This is a genomic window from Congzhengia minquanensis, from assembly GCF_014384785.1.
GTDB lineage: Bacteria > Bacillota > Clostridia > UBA1381 > UBA9506 > Congzhengia > Congzhengia minquanensis.
In genome coordinates this window covers 425973-443939 of sequence record NZ_JACRSU010000002.1, presented here as the reverse complement: position 1 = coordinate 443939, position 17967 = coordinate 425973, and the positions used below count along the sequence as shown (strand labels likewise).

Annotated in this window: 15 protein-coding genes and 1 pseudogene; 15 read left to right on the top strand and 1 reads right to left on the bottom strand. The window is 40.9% G+C overall.

The window, feature by feature from the left end; all coding sequences use genetic code 11:
- Positions 1-2 precede the first annotated feature (2 nt).
- Both H8698_RS07080 and H8698_RS07075 read left to right on the top strand, forming a co-directional pair.
- Positions 3-1640, top strand: coding sequence for an ATP-binding cassette domain-containing protein (locus H8698_RS07080; RefSeq protein ID WP_249311890.1), 1638 nt, complete (start codon positions 3-5; stop codon positions 1638-1640).
- A complete protein-coding gene (locus H8698_RS07075; protein ID WP_249311889.1) occupies positions 1637-3217 on the top strand; it encodes an ATP-binding cassette domain-containing protein in 1581 nt (526 codons plus the stop codon). The genes H8698_RS07080 and H8698_RS07075 overlap by 4 nt, the downstream gene beginning before the upstream one ends.
- A 245-nt stretch (positions 3218-3462) precedes the next feature.
- On the opposite strand, the pseudogene H8698_RS13500 reads toward H8698_RS07075, so the two are convergent.
- A pseudogene (locus H8698_RS13500) lies at positions 3463-3588 on the bottom strand (S-layer homology domain-containing protein); the annotation flags it as partial.
- Positions 3589-3879: 291 nt separating this feature from the next.
- Between H8698_RS13500 and H8698_RS07070 the strand changes: the two are divergent.
- The 13 genes from H8698_RS07070 to H8698_RS07010 all read left to right on the top strand — a co-directional run bounded on the left by H8698_RS07070 (position 3880) and on the right by H8698_RS07010 (position 17954).
- Positions 3880-4149 carry a PqqD family protein gene (locus H8698_RS07070; protein ID WP_177679299.1) on the top strand — a complete coding sequence of 90 codons (270 nt, stop codon included), beginning with the start codon at positions 3880-3882 and terminating at the stop codon, positions 4147-4149.
- Positions 4150-4183: 34 nt separating this feature from the next.
- Positions 4184-5842, top strand: coding sequence for an ABC transporter ATP-binding protein (locus tag H8698_RS07065; RefSeq protein WP_249311888.1), 1659 nt, complete (start codon positions 4184-4186; stop codon positions 5840-5842).
- Positions 5843-5894: 52 nt separating this feature from the next.
- Positions 5895-6878 carry a hypothetical protein gene (locus H8698_RS07060; protein WP_249311887.1) on the top strand — a complete coding sequence of 328 codons (984 nt, stop codon included), beginning with the start codon at positions 5895-5897 and terminating at the stop codon, positions 6876-6878.
- Positions 6879-6894: 16 nt separating this feature from the next.
- Positions 6895-7086, top strand: coding sequence for a hypothetical protein (locus H8698_RS07055; protein WP_177679800.1), 192 nt, complete (start codon positions 6895-6897; stop codon positions 7084-7086).
- A gap of 4 nt (positions 7087-7090) precedes the next feature.
- Positions 7091-7957 carry a hypothetical protein gene (locus tag H8698_RS07050; RefSeq protein WP_249311886.1) on the top strand — a complete coding sequence of 289 codons (867 nt, stop codon included), beginning with the start codon at positions 7091-7093 and terminating at the stop codon, positions 7955-7957.
- 7 nt (positions 7958-7964) lie between these two features.
- Positions 7965-9572, top strand: coding sequence for an S-layer homology domain-containing protein (locus H8698_RS07045; RefSeq protein WP_249311885.1), 1608 nt, complete (start codon positions 7965-7967; stop codon positions 9570-9572).
- A 12-nt stretch (positions 9573-9584) separates the two neighbouring features.
- Complete coding sequence (locus tag H8698_RS07040) at positions 9585-10304, top strand: YveK family protein (RefSeq protein WP_249311884.1); 720 nt, start codon at positions 9585-9587, stop codon at positions 10302-10304.
- Between the two features lie 84 nt (positions 10305-10388).
- On the top strand, positions 10389-10865 hold the full coding sequence (locus H8698_RS07035) for a VanZ family protein (protein WP_249311883.1): 477 nt from the start codon (positions 10389-10391) through the stop codon (positions 10863-10865).
- Between the two features lie 126 nt (positions 10866-10991).
- A complete protein-coding gene (locus tag H8698_RS07030) occupies positions 10992-12467 on the top strand; it encodes a S1C family serine protease (protein WP_249311882.1) in 1476 nt (491 codons plus the stop codon).
- A gap of 195 nt (positions 12468-12662) precedes the next feature.
- The gene (locus tag H8698_RS07025) at positions 12663-13556 is read left to right on the top strand and encodes an alpha-L-fucosidase (RefSeq protein ID WP_249311881.1); all 894 of its coding nucleotides are present in this window, start codon (positions 12663-12665) and stop codon (positions 13554-13556) included.
- A gap of 62 nt (positions 13557-13618) precedes the next feature.
- Entirely contained in the window at positions 13619-15007 is a 1389-nt protein-coding gene (gene trkA / locus H8698_RS07020) for a Trk system potassium transporter TrkA (protein ID WP_249311880.1), read from the top strand.
- Between the two features lie 14 nt (positions 15008-15021).
- Positions 15022-16521, top strand: a complete 1500-nt coding sequence (locus H8698_RS07015) for a TrkH family potassium uptake protein (RefSeq protein ID WP_249311879.1) — start codon at positions 15022-15024, stop codon at positions 16519-16521.
- 5 nt (positions 16522-16526) lie between these two features.
- Positions 16527-17954 (top strand): Sapep family Mn(2+)-dependent dipeptidase, encoded by a 1428-nt coding sequence (locus tag H8698_RS07010; RefSeq protein ID WP_249311878.1) that lies wholly within the window; start codon positions 16527-16529, stop codon positions 17952-17954.
- The last annotated feature ends 13 nt before the right edge of the window (positions 17955-17967 follow it).

Here is a 17967-nt window from a genome sequence, read left to right as displayed (position 1 = left end):
CTATGTATCATAAAATAGCAAAACAAGTTTTTAGAAAAATCACTGTGATACAAAGCGTTAATTTAATAATATCTATGCTTTTATCTATTGTAGTTGCCCGTTCCCTGGCAAACATATGGACAAGCTTTAGTATTGACAATCAAAAAAGTGTGAGATTATATTTATTATTATTTACAATGGCTTTTTTTTGTCAAATTTTACTAAAGTATATATTCTCAATTTTTATTAATAAACAAAAAATAAAAACGACACAACGTTTCCATGAAATTATGTACTTTAATATAATTAACAGCGGCATAGACCGTGAAAAAAATGTAAAAAACGGAGATGTAATAATTTTTTTTCAAAAAGATGCAGAACAAATTGCATCATATTATTGTATAAATGTGCCGTTTTACATACAATCCATTATGGGCTTTATATGCTATGCCGCTTATTATTTATTTTTTATAAAGAGGCCTCTTGTTATATGTGTACTTTTTATTATTAGTCTTTTTCAGTTTTTGCCACCATATCTTACAAAAAAGTATTTTATCAAAAATTATGCAGCCGCGGGTCAGTTGGAAGGAGAATTGACTCAATGGATTATTTCTGGAGTGTCCGGTTTTTTTTCGCTTAAAATGTTCAATCTTCATAATTGGTTTTTAAAAAAATACGAAGAAAAACAAAGAAAGTTTCAAAAAACTGGGATGATTGCTTCAGCAACTTCTGCAACCCAGACATCTATCGAGCATATGGTTACATTTATTCAGCAGTTAGGATTTGCTGTTATTATCGGCTTTTTTTTAGTGTATCAATGGATTACTTTTGAAATGGCAGTACAATCTATTTCTTTATCAACCAATTTTTATTCTTTTGTTAAAAATTTTTTTACAATTGTAACTCAAAAATCCCTGTATATAGAGGCGATAAAAAGAATTTCTGAAGGCATTTCAAGGGATAACAGCGAGCAAGATTATGATAATAGAAAGGAGACCAAAGAAAGGTTAGAAAAAGCTGCCTTTTCTGCCTCCAATAGATTTAACATTCGTTCATTATCTTATAGAATAAATAATAAAATCTTTTTTGAAAATATTAATTATCAAATATCCGGTACCGGCATTATTTGGATAAAAGGGCCAAACGGCATTGGTAAAAGCACTTTGTTGCTGTTGCTTTTAGGGGAACTAGATAAAAATGAAGGTGAAATAAATTATGGCGATCAAAAAATATATAGGAGAAATGCTTACAAATGCTTTTCATATTGCCCTCAGGCTCCAGTTATGCTTAATATGTCTTCCAAAATACTAATTGAAATGTTTCCGGAAAGAAAAGAAAAAATTTTGTCGCTTTTAAAAGATTTCAAGATAGAAAATAATCTTTTAAGCCAACCTTTAAAGGATTTATCAGGGGGGCAGCGAAAAAAAATTATGCTTTCCATTTGCTTATCTTCTTCAAATCCCATTTATCTTTTGGATGAACCTGAATCTTCACTTGATGAAGAGGCTATTCGTATCCTGGAAAAATATCTAACAGAGCTAAAAGACAAAAAGCTTATTTTTATAATTTCACATGAAAAAAGTTTAGAATATTTGGCGCGGGAAGTCATTGTCATAAACGAGAAAAGACAGATAGTAAAAAAGGAGGAAATGAGAAATTGAAAAAAGACAATTTAAAAAAAGTCTGGATTATAATGTGGCCTGCGGCTATCTTGTTGTACATAAGTTATTTCTTGTTTTCGTTCTTTTCAGTATATATTGCAAATATTATGGGACAATTTGTCGATCATATTTTGGTTAATAATACGACTTCAGCAAAATCAATGTTGATTCAATTGCTGGCGGCATTTGTAATTAGTATTTTTGTAATGCCTCTACTTGATTTATGGGCAAACATTGCTTCTTTTAGACGAGGTCTAATTCATGATAAAATTATATTAAGTGAGTTTATGAAAAAGAAATTCAGTGATATGCGAACTTTTTCTACTGGCACCGCTTCACGAAGACTTCAGTATGACCCAATTGTTTTTCGAACCAGTGTCGTTATGACTCCTACAAGGTGCGTGGCTTATTTAACAACTCTCATTGTTACAGTTGTACTCATGTTTCAGATGAGCTTTATACAGTCCTTGATTTTGATGTTCTTAGTGGGGCTTTCACTCATTTCTACTTTTACACCATCCAATAAAATGGCTAAATTTGCAGAAGAGAGAAAATGTTATGAAGAAAAAATCAATTCGGATAGATTGGATTTAATTCAGTATAGATCCTTTTTTCATACCTCTCATATAGGCAGCAAAGAAGTCAAATATTTATCCGATTCATTTATTCAAGCATTTCAAAGAATTTTAAAAAGAGAAATTTATTTAATCCAAAGTCTGGATTTTTTTCGGGAACTCATCCTTTTACTTGGAATAATCTTTCTGTTTGTTTGGAAAATATTTTTTGGGGGAGATCTCTCGGTAGGAGAAATGATTACCATGTACTCCTATTTCATATCGATTAAAACACTGACAAATCAAATTTGCGGTCACTTAAAAGATTTTGCCCAAATTCCAAAAGCAATTGCAAGAATAGAAGAGTTAGTCTCGAATAAAGAAAAAAATTATCAAAAATGTTTGCCGAAAGAGTGGAACCAACTTTATTTAAAACATGGATTTTTTTCATATGTTCCTAAAAAAATGATTATTAATGATCTAAGCTTTCGTATTTCAAAAGGAGAATTTGTCCACATTAAGGGACAAAATGGTGCGGGAAAAAGCACTTTAATTAATCTCTTGTGTCAACTGGAAACTTTAGACAAAGGGGAGTTTTATCTTGATAAAATCCCTTTAAAAGCATTTAGTGTAAAAGAACTAAGAAATCAAATTGGCATCATGAATCAATTTCCTGATTTGTTTCCGGGTACTCTTTATGAAAATGTTAGAATAGCTAATTTAAATGCAAACAACTCAGAAATAGCTGCTGTTTTAAATAAAGTTGGTCTTTTAGAAATGAAAAGCAGGGTTCTTACAGGAACACGAGAAGAATTGTCAGGAGGGGAACAAAAAAAATTATCTCTGGCAAGATTGCTCCTAAAAAATAATGAAATCATTATTTTAGATGAACCTTTTGAATTTTTAGATGAAAATGGAAGATTTTTAATAAAAAACTTGCTTTTAGACCAACAAAAAACGAGAATAATAATTTCCCATTCTAATTTAGATTTTATAAATATAAATAGCTTAATAGATATATGAATCGGAGCTAAAGAGGACTTTGCAAAGAAAAAACCTCAGCATGGTTGGCGCGTTTCAAGGCTTTCGCCTGATAGGATTTGAACCTACGGCACCCGGCGTCGGAGATAAATGTTCCTGTAAAATGTTATAAAAACTATATCTTAATAATGTGCTAACCATACGGTTTATCAAATATTTTATTTGTTCATTTATAAAACAAAAAACCGTTATTATTTATAATCGTAATAAATAGGGTAGTCAAATGACTACCCTAAATTGTTTTTCATATACCTCAATTTGTTAATCAGTTTATAAATCATCTGACACATCTGCGCTCTATTCAAAGATTCATCAGGACAAAATTTATCTTCCTCAATCCCATTGATAATTCCTAAAGAATAACAATCTGAATTTCGTTATAGAATTTATCATTATCTGCAATGTCTTTAAAAAGTATTTTTATTAGAGTGGGATTAATCATTTTTTTGTCAAAAAAACGTTTACTCGCTTCTTTGCTTCTATTTTTTTTGTGCAGTTTAACATGGGGGAATAATAATTTTACATGCAATTGTATAAAACTGCAAAATATTTTAAATGATGCTTGACTTTTTATGTGAGGTATGTTAAAATTTAGTTAAATCATAATATGAACTTATGATTATGCCTTAATATTGGAGGCAAGTATGAAGATTAAAGACGGTTTCTTAGTAAAAAAAATAGTGGACGACTATCTTGTTGTCCCCACGGGGGACAATATTGTTGATTTTGCAGTTGCAGTTTCGCTAAATGAGAGCGGGGCATTTTTGTGGGAACAACTCAAATCGGACAGAACGAAAGAAGATTTGGTTCGCGCTTTAATGGCTGAGTATGAAGCGGTTGACAATGCTACTGCCGAAAAGGATGTTGTGGAATTCATCAGCCTTTTAAAGTCGCATGGTTTTCTCAGCGAATAACGGCGAAAAAAGCACTGGAAAGGCGGGTTATCCGTTGAAAAGGGACGGGAATTCGAATAAGTGGATTTTTAATAGAATTCGTTCGTATATCCCAAGATTAATTGTTTTAATTATAATTGTAACCGTCATTTCTTATATCAGCGTCCAGTTCGCCTTGGTTTCAAAAAGCTTGATTGACACAGCAACGAAGCAGACGGAAGGCAGTGTTTTCGGCAGCGCGGTGCGGTTGGGTGTTTTATTAGGAATTCAGCTTGTTTTACAAGTTGTATACATTAGAATACATATTAAAACCAGCGGAAAGCTGGCAATGTCTATTCGGACAGACCTTTTTTATTTGCTGATGAAAAAGGATTTTGGCGAGGTTGCCGCAATTCATTCGGGTGAGGTTTTAAACAGGCTGATCAGTGATGTTTCATTGGTTGCAGAGAAAATTACTGAAATTATTCCAAATGTCGTTGCGCTGGTATCAACCGTTGTTTTCAGCTTCGTGGCATTGTATGCATTGGACAGGCAATTTGCAATTGCGTGCCTTGCCTTTGGGCCTGTGGTATTGCTCGCAGCTTATATATATAGAAAAAAAATCAAAGATTTGCATATAAAGTGCAGGGAAAGCGACGGTAAGGTCCGCTCATTCCTGCAGGAAACCATTCAAAACTTTTTGGTAATTAAGGCATTTGGCAGGGAAAGAATCATGCGGAGCAAGTCAGAAGAACTCCAGTATGAGAATTTCAGGCTGAACGTAAAACGTTCTACCGTTGGAATTTTGGCAAATGTAATGTTTTTTTTGGCAGTTACAGCAGGCTATTATGTTGCCCTTGCCTGGAGTGTTTACCGGCTCAGCTTAGGGTTAATCACGTTTGGTACGGTAACAGCCGTGCTTGGCTTGGTAGGCCAGCTGCAGTCGCCGTTCCGTGAACTTGCATCTTTGTTTCCACAGTATTTTATGGTTTTAGCGTCGGTAGAACGGCTGATGGAACTGGAGGAATTAAAAGATGAAGTTCCGCAAACAATTTTAAATGAAGAAGAATTAAATCATTTTAAGTGTATCAAGTTCAAAAATGTGGACTTTTCATATAACACAGTAAAGGTTTTAAAACATGTTGATTTAACCGTTAATAAAGGCGAGTTCGTCGCGCTGTGCGGCAGCTCGGGTGCTGGAAAAAGCACGCTGACAAAACTGATTCTTGCCGTAATAAAACCGGACAGCGGAACAGTTAGCCTTGAGCTTGACGGCGGTGGGGAAATCGCATTTAGCTCCGGTACTAGAAAGCTGTTTTCTTATGTTCCTCAAGGAAATATGATTTTATCCGGCACCGTTCGCGACAATATTACCTTTGCCGATGAAAACCCTGTTGAAGAAAAAGTTCTTCGTGCGGTAAAGCTGGCGCAGCTTTCCGAAGCGGTAGAAAAAATGCCAAAGGGGCTTGATACGGTTTTAGGTGAAAAAGGCCACGGCTTGTCCGAAGGGCAGGTTCAAAGAATCGCAATTGCAAGAGCGCTTTATTATGACGCACCCGTTTTGCTGCTCGACGAAGCCACCTCTGCTTTGGATATTCACACGGAAGAAAAACTGCTTTTTAACTTAAAGCAAATGACAGATAAAACCTGTATTGTCGTTTCACATCGCAAAGAAGTGATGGATGCATGCGACAAGACCTATATTTTGCAGGATGGCACACTTGACGTGCTTTGATAAATTATCCCCGGCTTTTAAATTTTAATAAGCAATAAAAGGAGGAAAAGAAATGGTTAAAACAGGGGTATTCAAAAAGATTGCCGCTTTAACCGCAGCTGTTACGCTGGTTGGTTCTTTTGCTGTTGGGGCAAGTGCTGTCGGAATTTCAACTACGACAACATATGTTCAGGGCTCTGAAAACCAGAAAGTTGCAGTAACAGCAACTGTAACCGACGCCGGCAGCGAGGTTGAAGTGACATACTATGCAACCAACAGTTCTGGCGATGTGGTTTATGTTGACCAGGATACGGCGAGCACGGCCGGATCTGCTACATTTAATTATGTAACAGCCGCAGCCAATTTGAAAAGTGATGTAAAGGTTGGCTACACAGGGGCAACAGCAGCAACACCGTCAGATGTTACAGGCTACACAATTACATGCGGCGACAAATCGTCCGTTGTTCCGACAACAAACGAGGGCGGAACATTTACGTTTGCTTATGCAATGCCAGACGGCAAAGCGTTAGACACTGTTACATCAGACGATGCAACAGTTGTTAGTGCTTCTTACAGCAACGGCACGCTCACGGTTGTCCTTGGCGCTGTAATCAAAGACACAACACTTAACGTTGTAGTTAAAGATGCTACTGTATTAAACCCCACAGGCTCTTATATCCAGGGCGCTGCAATCGTGTCTGACGGAAAAACTGATGAATACACAACAGAAGAAGGTTCCAGCGATGTAACAAGTGCTGCCGGTAACAGAAAACTTTCAGTCATTGGTCAGGTTAAAGACTCTGATGTATACGGCATTATTGTTTCTGAAGCTGCAATTACTGCCGGTAATGTTACAGAGCTTCCTTCAGAAGGTGTGTATCAGGCAAAAGGCAAGAACGCAGATGGTTATTTTGCTGTTCAGCTGATTGACACGGCTACAGAAAATGCAGATTTCATTAAAGCTGGAACACCGTATTATACAGCAATTTATTACGCGACAGAGTCTGGTTATACAATTGTTGCTAACACTAATACGGTTACAGCCGTAGCACAGTAATCGGGAGGTAGAGATAATGAAAAGATATGAAAAACCAAGCATAAGTGTAATTGAATTACAGCTTAAAGAGAATATCGCTGCGGTTCCGACTACGGTTTATAAGGGTTCATCAAAATCAGCTGCGGCCAGCAATAGCAGCTTAGTTAGCATGGCGCTTTCTGAAGGCGGTACAGGTCTTGAAAAAGACGGTGACCTGGTAGTCAGCTAACTTTATGTACAAAATCGCAGGTGTAATTGTAAGGCTGGAAGGCTTAAACAGCAGCTACATCAGCCACAGAATGAAAAATTACAAAATTGAGGCGGGGGACAATGTGTCTGCCGACCTCAACATACACTTTAAAGAAAATAACTGCATCGTAGTGCCGGCGGGAAGAGATTTTCGCCGGCTTGATGCATGGTATTGGATTGACAGGGGCAGCGAAGGGTATTCCGCAGTAAAACAGTATTCAAAATATCGTGCGACTCTTATCAGAGCCGACATAGACAGACAGTGTAAAAACGCTGTTATTGAATATGTAGATATTAAGGACCATCTGGATGTTACCACGGATTATCTTCTGCATTTTGTGCTGGGTGATATTTTTGCTTTTTGTCAGACCGAACACCATGCAGCGGTGCTCCATTCGGCGGCTGTTGCATATCAGGGACAAGCCGTTTTGTTTTCCGCTCCTTCAGAAACAGGGAAGTCGACCCATGCCGGGCTTTGGAAACAGTTTTACGGTGACGACATTACGCTGTTTAACGACGATACGCCGGTGGTGCGAGAGTGTGACGGCAGCTTGTTTGCCTGTGGCTCGCCCTGGAGCGGCAAGACCGAAATTAATGAAAACAGGGAATATCCGCTAAAGGGTATTGTGTTTTTAAAACAGGCACAAACCAACACAATTCGAAAACTGTCAACAGTAGAAGCTGCAGTAAAATTATTGAATGAAACAAGAAAGCCGGTTTTTGAAGCGTTAATGGACAAGCATATGGAAGTTTTAAATAACATTATTACGAAAACGCCTGTTTATGAACTAGGCTGCACCATTTCACGTGAGGCAGTCGATTTGGTAAAAGATACTTTATTTCAGGAGTGATTTTATCGTGAAAAAATCAGTTTCAATGCTCATTTGTTTCATTTTGCTCGTATCGCTTGGAATAAATGTTCATGCAGAAGAATTCAACGATTTGCCTGAAAGCCACTGGGCTTATCAGGATATTATGACATTGGCCGGCGAAGGCACGGTAAACGGCTATGAAGACGGAAGCTTTCAGCCTTCAAAAACAGTGACCCGTGCAGAATTTGTAAAAATGATTGGAAAATGGGACCGGGCTTATGAGGGTACGTTTTCCGACCTTTCTCAAACACATTGGGGCTATGAGTATATTATGTGGTCCGGTTTAGAGCCGGAGGGTAACTATATTTATCCTGACAGGGAAATGCTCCGCAGCGATGTGATTAACTTAATTTGGAAAAGAAACGGCTCGCCTGAAAATAATGACGCGCCGTATGCGATATCAAAACAGGGAACCAACCGGGATGCAACTTCTTGGGGCTATACCATTGGCCTGGTACAGGGCGACGACGGATTTAACCTGCGTTTGGACAAGGCCCTTACGCGGGCAGAGGCCGCCACGTTAATTGTTCGTTCCAGAACAATTATTGCGGAAAACAAGCAATATCATTTTAAAAATGTAGTAAGTGAAAATTTGCTTGCGCAAACTTTTCATAGTGTATTCCCGGGAGAAACCTATGACAAAAATGCTACAATTACCTATGGAGAGCTTGCCCGTGCGGTAATGACGCTCGGTGCAGGCGGAAAGCCAATTTATTATGATAGTTCCAGCCTTGATACACACGATTTGTTTGAGCATGAGTATGCAAAGGATTTGTATGTGCTGGCAAATAAAGTATGGGGCAGTGAATATTACAGTCAGGAGAAAATTGATCAAAACGCGAACCTTCAAGACAGTCTTTCCGGCTTGGTTTACGGCCTGGTGAGAAGAGGCGGCAAAACCGTGAACTTAGGAAAGCTGGACGCGTTTTATGAAGACTGTGTTGATGCGAAAAGCACAACAATGGAAAACCTGTGCCTTTCTTACGCTGCAGCAGGGGGAGTGAAACTGACGGCAGGAGCACGTTTGGGTGCGGAACAGGAAGCAACCCTCGGCGACATTGCGGCGCTTTTGGTTCAGCTTGACGAGGCGGCAGGTTTAGAGTTGGGCTACATAGGTGACGCGATGTATAATGTAAAACTGAATAAAGACCTGTCAGTTTATCCTGCAAATTATGCTGATTATGCTTCCGTTATAGAGGGTGTACCTGTTTCGGTTTATAACTTGAAACAAGAAGCAACGAAGCCTGCGGAATATTACACCAAAGCGAACCAGTGTGCATTTGTTTATACGGCATTTTTAGGCGAGGTTAAAAATATTTTAAAAAGCGAACAGAACGTAAATGTATCCTTTACATTCTATCCTTCTCTAACCTACGAGGAGAATGGAAAAACCGTATTCATTGTCAAATGTACGGCCACCAGCGATACGGTTGATTTAAACAGCGCTTTTTCAAAGTTTTTGAAGGAAAAAACGGACTTAAAAGCAGTGCCGAATAAAGACTTTTTTGTGGCATTTGAAACATATCAGCCTTTGATGGATGTTTACCTCCCCAGCACAGGCGCATTTATTAAATCAATTATCATACCTGACTAAGGAGAAAATTTAATGGAGAAAGAAATAGATATTATAAATTTGCTACGGGTTTATTTGCATCGCTGGTGGGTTCTTCTAATTGGAATTTTGGTCGGAGGCATTATTTCCGGTGTGTTTACAGTGTTTTTTGTTACTCCGATGTATGTTTCCGCAGGGTCTATGTACACGGAAAACAGCAACGATGTGGTTGCAAAAGACGTTAAGGACGTTAATTTAAATACCCTAATGGTCCGCAAGGAACTTGTGCAGACATATGCGGAGGTTTTAACCAGCAACGTTTTTTTAAAAAAGGTTGCCGCTGAATGCGGGCTGGGTTATACCCATGAGCAACTGCTGAGTATGATTTCCATGTCATCAAAAAATGATACAGAAATACTGGTTATCAGCGTAGAGTCGCCGAATCCGCAGCACGCCTATATTATTGCGCAGGTAATAACAAATTTGGCGGAGGATCAAATCAGTTCAGTTGTGGAAGGCGGAAGTGTTAAGCTTTTGGACGAGCCTGAATATCCGCAGACGTTCTCTTCTCCTAATATTGGAAACAATGTGAAAATCGGTATGCTGGTAGGCTTGTTATTAAGCATGATTGCTGTATTTCTTGTAGAAATGCTGGATAATAAGGTAAAAGATGCAGAGTTTATTGCAAAGCAGTTTCAGCTCCCGGTTTTAGGCGAAATTCCGTATTTTGTAAACGACAGCAAAAAAGACGAGCCGGATTTTAAAAAAGCTTAAAATCAATTTGCAGACAGGTTACCGCCAGGCGGTAGCCTGTTTGGTTTTTACTTACGCAATTGTTTTGATTGAAAGGACACCAATATGCTGAAAAAAAGTATTTTATGGATTTTTGTCATTTTTATTTCTGTTCAAATTTTTTCCTTTTCTAGCGCTACCGCAGCACAATCGAACAGCACGAGCAAAAAGGTGACAGAAGTGGTAGTAGAAGTTGTAAAAAAAACACGCAGCGTTCCAAAAGCAAAAGAAGCAACCTTGTTTGAGACATGCCATAAAATTGTTCGGAAAACCGCACATTTCTCTGAGTTTATGCTGCTGGCAATTTTTGTTGCAGCTTTGTGCAGAAGCTATCGTTTTAATATGCACGTCACACTGATCATTTCTTTATTATATCCGCTTTTGTTTGCTGCGGCTGACGAGTTTCATCAGCTGTTTGTGGACGGAAGGAGCGGGCAGATAACCGATGTGCTGATTGATTTTTCAGGGGCATTGACAGGCACTTTAGCCTTTGTACTTTGTCGCTTTATCCTGTTACATATCCGTAGGAAAAAAAGCTCATAAATTCATCATTTTAGATTTTTTACTTTTAACATTTTGTTCATACCAACGTAAAAAAGATGGTTTATTATATAGATATACCAACAAAAGACAAAAATTATTTTAAATCTTTATACGGAGGTAACGACTATGGAAGATTATAACAAATTTGGCGCAAACAATTCAGAAAACCATGAAGATGATGTGAATAAAACCGTATACGGCGAAAATCCTGCGAATGTGGAGGAATGTCAACCTGAAGCCGCCAGCCAATCGGACAACGCGGAGAACCACGAAGGTTATCAGTGGCACGAAGACGATTTTGAACCGGTTATGTGCGGAACGGTGACGGATAAACACGCGTTATCGGTTTACCGGCCAAAAGTAAAAAAACATCCATTTAAAAATCCAATTTTTGTTGCAGTTGTCAGCGCTGTTGTAACGTCGCTTTTGTGTTTCAGTATTTTTGCAATTTCCTTTGATGCATTTACAGGCGGCGATTCCGATAAAAAACCGGCAAGCAACACCCTGTCCATAGCAAACAGCGGTCCGGAAGATTCCGTTAAGAATACCGCAACCACTGCGTCTGGCGGACAAATGGCAATTCCAGACATATACGACAAGGTTTCCCCGGCAGTTGTCAGCATTATTTCAACATCGAAAGCAAACGGCTCGTATCTGCAGAGTTCCACTGCAACCAGCAGCGGTTCCGGCGTAATTTTGACGTCCGACGGATATGTTGTAACCAACAACCACGTTATTGACGGTGCGGCAATTATCACCGTGAAAACAACTGCAAATCAGACCTTTGACGCCCAGGTAGTTGGGAAAGATGAAAGAACAGACCTTGCGGTTTTAAAGGTAGAGTCTGACAAAGAACTGCCATATGCGGAGCTGGGGGATTCATCCTCACTGCGCGTGGGCGACATGGCTTTGGCAATTGGCAATCCGCTTCAAGAGGCGTTAGCCAGCACGTTGACAGTGGGTTATATCAGTGCAATCAACAGAACAATGGTGATAGATGGCAGACAGATGACCATGCTGCAGACCGACGCGGCGATTAACCCCGGTAATTCCGGCGGTGCGCTTATCAACGTTTACGGCCAGGTTATTGGCATTAACACGGCAAAATCTACCGGATATGATGTGGAAGGCCTCGGATTTGCTATCCCGATAAACGAAGCAATTCCTGTGATTGAATCAATTATTGAGCACGGCTATGTTACCGGACGCCCCATAGTTGGCCTGACCGGTATAGACGTAACCGAGCAAATTGCAAAAGCCAACAATCTGCCTATCGGCGTGTATGTCCGCCAGGTTACAGAGGGCGGAGCTGCCGACTTAGGCGGCATTAAGGCCGGCGACGTCATCTTAAAGTTTGACGGCAAAGAAGTTAAAAGCATTGACGAAATTAACAGCATTCGGGACGACCACAAGGCCGGTGATAAAATAGAAATTGAAGTTTCGCGGAACGGCGAAAAACACAGCTTTACTATTGAACTGCAGGAAGAAAAGCCTGTTGATGAAAACGCACAGAACGAACAACAGAATTCTCAGCAGGAAGGCCAGCAGGGCGGACAGCAGTATCAGTTCCCGTCTGATTTCTTCTCCTGGTTTGGCTGGTAAAATTCGTCTATCCTCTCATTTTAGATAGAACCCCCCTCCTTCTATTTTTACAGAAATTATCCAAAAAGGAACAGTGCCACATGCTTGTGGCGCTGTTTCTTTTTGTCTTTATACAATCTATATGTTTTCCTTGACAAACGGGAAACGTTCATATATAATGAACAACGGACGAGAAGTTTTGTTAGGAGGATGTAAATGGACATCACAGAACGGCTTTTTAACCGGCGCTGGGGCGTTTTTACCCACTTTTTATATGGTGAGCCCGGGTCGCAGATACCTACGGAACAGGTGCGTCGCGACTGGAACCTGGCAGTAAACAATTTTGATACGGAAAAACTGGCGCGACAGCTTAATGATGTTGGCGCCGGCTATTATTTTATTACGATAATGCAGGGGCAAAAGTATATGATTGCGCCCAATGAAACGTTTAACAGAATTTGTGGCACACAGCCAGGAGAGGCGTGCGCAACGAGGGATTTAGTTTTAGATTTGTATCAATCCCTTTCCAAATATGACATTGATTTGTGCCTTTACTACACCGGGGACGGCCCATGGAAAGACAAGGTCTGCGGCCCGAAATTCGGTTTGTCCGACCCGCGGGGCAGCGTAACTGCAGCTTTTGTGGAAAAATGGTCGTCTGTGCTGGCGGAATATGCCCAGCGTTACGGCGATAAAATCAAAGCCTGGTGGATAGACGGCTGTTATGACTGGTTAGGATATAACAACGATAATATAAAGCTTTATTATGATGCAATAAAAAAGGCAAATCCCGAGGCTATCGTTACCTTTAACAATGGTGTACAGGAAAGTTGTTATAAATGGTTTTGTGATGAAGACTATACGGCAGGCGAGTTTAACGATTTAAATGTTATTCCCACCCAAGCGTTTTACGGAGGCTCCCGCGCACATATTTTAGCGCCTTTAGGAGCAAAACTGTGGCGCAGCAGGGGTGTGACACACGACAATGCATATTTGAAAGAATATGTAAAAAATGTAAACTGCGCCGGCGGTTTTGTAACCATTGATATCTATATTGACCACAGCGGAAATCTTGATGAAGAACAGTTAAATACCATCAGGGGATTATAAATTTTTAGAAAATTTATTAAAAATGAAATTTATTATATCAGTATTTTTTCGGAGGCGTTAACGTGTCTAAAAGAGAAAATCAAAACGTCGAAAATGGATTGCAGATTATTATTGTAGGTTGCGGAAAGGTAGGCAGTACGCTGGTGGCCCGTCTTTGTGACGAAGGGCACGACGTTACCGTAATCGACAAAAACCATTTTGTAATTCAGGGTATTTGTGAAACCTACGATGTTTTGGGGATAATTGGAAACGGTTCCAGCTACCAGGTGCAGATGGAAGCGGGAATTGAAGATGCAGATTTAATCATCGCCGTAACAGATTCCGACGAACTGAATCTGCTTTGCTGTACCATTGCGAAAAAGGTAGGCCGGTGCTCGGCTATTGCCAGGGTGAGAAACCCGGACTACAGCGAGGAGCTTTACTATCTGCGGGACAAGCTAGGCCTTTCGATGATAATCAATCCCGAGCTTGAGGCGGCGAATGAAATCGCACGCCTTTTGCGTTTTCCAACAGCGCTTTCAATCAATGCCTTTGCCAAAGGGCAGGTGGAAATGATTAAGTTTAAGCTTCCGGAAGGCAACGTGCTGGCTGGAAAAGCGCTATCAAAACTGCAGCAGAAAGACCAGATTTTGATTTGCGCTGTGGAGCGGGACGGACGACTGGTAATACCAGACGGCAACTTCATTTTAGAAGCGGGGGATATTGTTTCGTTTATTTCAACGGTGAAGAATGCCCACGTCTTTTTTAAAAAGATTGGTCTAAAAACCCACCGCGTTTCCAACGCAATGATTATCGGCGGCGGAAAAACCTCTTACTATCTGGCAAAACAGCTGATAGAGATGGGCATTGAGGTAAAAATTATTGAGCTGGACATGAAACGCTGCGAGGAACTGAGTTTGCTGTTAGACGACGCAATTATTATTTGCGGCGACGGTGCCGACGAAAAACTGTTAACCCGTGAGGGGCTAGACCAAACAGAATCCTTTATCCCGCTTACCGGTTTGGACGAGGAAAATATTCTGCTCACTCTCCACGCAAAACGGAACCCGAACATAAAAGTTATCACAAAGGTGAATCGAATTGCTTTCGACAGCGTAATCGACAGCTTAGAGCTGGGAAGCGTGGTATATCCGAAGTATATTACAGCAGAAACCATTATCGCCTATGTGCGGGCAAAACAAAACTCCATTGGCAGCAACATTGAAACCCTTTATCATATTTTTGACGACCGGGCAGAGGCAATTGAGTTTAAAATTGAAAAAGATTCGCCTTTGGCCGGAATTCCGCTAAAAAGGCTGCGGTTGAAGAAAAATTTATTAATTGCAAGCATCGCGCGGCAGGACAAGGTAATTATACCCAATGGCGACGATAAAATTCAAATCGGCGACAAGGTGGTTGTGGTCACAATGCAGGCAGGCTTTCGCGATATCAGCGATATTTTACAAAATTAAGTTGAGGGAATTAAATGAATGTTCGAGCAATTATCTATATTTTGGGCTGGATATTGAACATGGAAGGCGCATTTATGCTGCTGCCTTTTATTGTTTCTTTACTGTATGGAGAGCAAGAAGGTATCGCTTTTTTGCTTGTTGCGGTGCTTTGTATTTTAATTGGAACGCTGACAGTTTTAAAAAAGCCGCGGAACATGGTGTTTTTTGAAAAAGAAGGCTTCGTGACCGTGGCTTTTAGCTGGATTATGTTAAGTATTTTTGGCGCACTGCCCTTTTGCATCAATGGGGACATTCCCAATTTTACCGATGCGCTGTTTGAAACCGTTTCAGGGTTTACCACTACGGGGGCAAGCATTTTAACCAATATTGAGGCAATGTCCCGTTGCGGCCTCTTTTGGCGCAGCTTTACCAACTGGGTGGGCGGCATGGGCGTTTTGGTGTTTCTGCTGGCGATTATGCCCCTTACGAAAGGCGGCTCGCCAATTCATCTTTTACGGGCAGAAAGCCCCGGCCCATCTGTCGAGCGTCTGCTTCCCAAAGTGCAAAACACGGCATTAATACTTTATGTAATGTATTTTGTGCTGTCGCTGGCGGAATTTATTTTGCTTATTTTAGGCAAAATGCCAGCGTTCGACGCAATTACCGCTGTGTTCGGAACGGCCGGTACCGGCGGGTTTGCAGTGAGAAATGCCAGTTTTGCCGATTATTCGCCCTACATTCAATGGGTGGTTGCGGTGTTTATGATGTTGTTTGGCGTAAACTTCGGCATGTATTTTTTGCTGTACTTAAAAAAGTGGGGTAAGGCCGTCCGGTTTGAGGAGGCAAGATATTATTTTTTGATCATAATTGCAGCCACAGTTATCATATTTTTTAATATCTATCCTGTGGAAAACAGCATTGAAAGCACTCTTCGGCACGCCTTTTTCCAGGTGTCGTCTATCATCACCACAACGGGTTTTGCCACCATCAATTTTGATTTGTGGCCTGCGGCCTCAAAAGCAATTTTGGTAACGCTGATGTTTGTGGGGGCTTGTGCAGGAAGCACCGGCGGCGGTATGAAAGTTTCCAGAATTATGATTTTGTTTAAAACCGTGAAAAAGGAACTGATGATTCAGATTCATCCCGGCAGCGTAAAAAAAATTAAGGCCGAGGGGAAAATGGTGAATCACGAGGTTCAGCGGTCTATTAACGTGTTCTTTGTAGCATATATTTTAATCTTCATCGCCTCGGTGCTGCTGCTTTCTTTTGAAAACCAGGATTTGGTGACAACCTTTACCGCGGTAGCCGCTACGCTGAACGATGTGGGCCCCGGAATGGCAGCGGTTGGTCCCAGCGGAAACTTTTCCTTTTTCTCACCGTTTTCAAAATATGTGCTGATGTTCGACATGCTGGCGGGCAGGCTTGAGCTTTATCCGATGCTGATGATTTTTCATCTCGGTATGTGGAGATTCAGCCTGGGGCCGGCAATGAAACGGCGTGTTACACGCATTAAAAATATCAATAGCAGGGGATGATTCATTTGACGCTGACTGATCGGATAGACGAATTTCTTGTAGTTCACAAAAGCGAGATTATTCATGATTTAAAACATTTAATTCAAATACCCTCGGTAAAAGAAGCGGCGGCGCCCGGCGCGCCGAACGGCGCACCCTGTGCCATGGCATTAAATGCTTCTGCTAAACTTTTTCAGCGTATGGGACTAAAAACTAAGATTTTTGAAAACAGCGGATATGCATTGGCAGAGTTCGGCCAGGGGGACAAAACAATCGGTCTTTTCTCCCACTGCGACGTGGTGCCTGCAGGAGGCGGCTGGATTTACACAGAACCCTTTGTTCCAATTGAGAAAAGTGGTTTTATTGTGGGCAGGGGAGCAGAGGATAACAAATCTGGCGTGGTTGCCTCGGTCTATGCGGTGAAAGCAATTCAGGAGCTGGGGTTTTCTTTAAACAGCAAGCTTGCTGTGTTTGTGGGTTCTGATGAAGAAAGCGGAATGAGCGATGCCGATGCCTTTGTAAGGGAACAAAACATGCCGGATGTGTCCTTAGTTCCGGACAACTCGTTCCCTGTTTATGTAGGGGAAAAGGGCACAATGCGCTTTTTTGCGCAGTGCGGTGATCTGTTCCAGCAAGTGCGCAGTGTCAGCGGAGGCTCGGCCTTTAACGTAGTTTTAGATGAGGTTTGCGTGACCATAACTTATACAGACGCGCTGCAAAAGGAATTAACAGAACGGGCGGAACAGAATGGAAAAATTCAGATAAAGCAGAGGGGCAACGAGCTGATTTTAACGGCAATGGGCGTTTCAAAACACGCCTCTGCTCCCGAAGGCTCTGAAAATGCGCTGTTTTGTGCGGCAAACCTTTTAAAAAGCTGTTCTGAATTGCCTCAGGCGGACAGAAATATTTTCAGCGCAGTTACAGAACTTTTAAAGGGGTTTTATGGAGAGCCATTTGGCATTAAGCACCAGGATAAAAATTTTGGCAGGCTCACCTGCGCCAATGGAATTGCAAAAATGGACAATGGACGGTTAGCGTTAAGCTTTGATATCCGCTACGGAACAGAAGCTGACGGCAAAACCATTATTGATAACATCAACCGTGTGCTTACAAGCAAAAATTGGGGCATGACGGAACTGGAAAACAGAGCGGGTTTTAACAATGATGCGGAGAAAGAAGTTGTAAATGCTCTGCTTGCCGCCTATCAAACGGTTAGCGGCGACTATGGAGCAAAGCCGCAATACAGCGCCGGCGCAACCTATGCGGCACATTTAAAAAATGCTTTCAGCGTGGGGACCTGTGCTCCTTATAAATTTAAGCTGCCTGAAACTTTACCTCAGGGGCATGGCGGAATTCACCAGAAGGACGAAATGCTGCACATAGCGGGATTTTTAGAGGGAATTAAAATTTTAATTTTGATGATTCTAAACGCTGATAAAGCAATTCATAAATAAAAACCGGGGATTT